The sequence below is a fragment of the Streptomyces sp. SID14436 genome (assembly GCF_010548465.1).
Classification (GTDB): domain Bacteria; phylum Actinomycetota; class Actinomycetes; order Streptomycetales; family Streptomycetaceae; genus Streptomyces.
In genome coordinates this window covers 1-1,045 of sequence record NZ_JAAGMD010000409.1, presented here as the reverse complement: position 1 = coordinate 1,045, position 1,045 = coordinate 1, and the positions used below count along the sequence as shown (strand labels likewise).

The 1,045-nt window shown below is 76.9% G+C and carries 1 protein-coding gene; it reads left to right on the top strand.

Annotated elements, in window-relative coordinates; translation table 11 throughout:
* Positions 1-1,045 (top strand): D-alanyl-D-alanine carboxypeptidase (locus G3I53_RS14255; protein WP_164438412.1); only part of this gene is annotated, 1,045 nt, incomplete at both ends.

The window sequence follows — 1,045 nt, the reverse complement described above, 5'->3', positions numbered from 1 at the left end:
GCCCGCCCGGGCGCCGGCACCGACACCCGGCCGCCGGACGCGGGAGCCAGGGCGTCCGCCGCCCCGGCGTCGCTGCTGTACCGGTCCGGCACCCAGGTCCGTCCCCGTGCCGGGGCTCCCGAGGTCCCGGACCTGTCCGCCCGGTCGTGGCTGGTGGCCGACGCCCGCACGGGCACGGTGCTCGCCGCCCACGAGGCGCACCGGAAGCTGCCGCCCGCCAGCACCCTCAAGACCCTGTTCGCACTCACCCTGCTGCCCAGCCTGCCGGCCGGCGTGCGCCACACCGTCAGCCCGAAGGAGCTCAAGGGCATCGGCGCCGGCAGCAGCCTGGTCGGGGTCGCCGAGGACCGCGCCTACCGGGTGTCCGACCTGTGGAACGGGGTGTTCCTGAGTTCGGGCAACGACGCCGTGCACGTGCTGTCCGCCCTCAACGGCGGCCGGCGGGCCACGGTGGAACGCATGCAGGCCAAGGCACGCGCCCTGGGCGCCCGCGACACCCGGGTGAAGTCGCCCGACGGCTACGACGCGCCGGGACAGGTGTCCTCGGCCTTCGACCTGGCGGTGTTCGGCCGGGCGGGCCTGCGCAATCCCGACTTCGCCCGGTACTGCGCCCGCGCCGAGGCCCGCTTCCCCGGCCGGGACGGGGGCTCGTACGGGATCCTCAACACCAACCGGCTGCTGACCGGCGCGGACGGGGTGAAGCCCTACCGGGGGCTCGTCGGGATCAAGAACGGCTACACGTCGCACGCCGGCCACACCCTGGTCGCGGCGGCACGCCGGGGCGGACGCACCCTGGTGGTGACCGTGATGAACCCCCGCTCGGGCGGCACCCACGCCGTGTACGAGGAGGCGCGCTCCCTGCTGGACTGGGGCTTCGAGGCCGCGGGACGGGTCGACCCCGTCGGGTCCCTGGACGCCCTGCGGCCCGGGACCGAGGCCGGAGTCGCGGCGGGTCCGGAGGCCCGCACCGTGGCCGCCGCGTCGGCCGGGGACGGCCTGCGGGAGCGGCCGGTGGCCTGGACGGTCGCGGGTGCCGCGCTGCTGG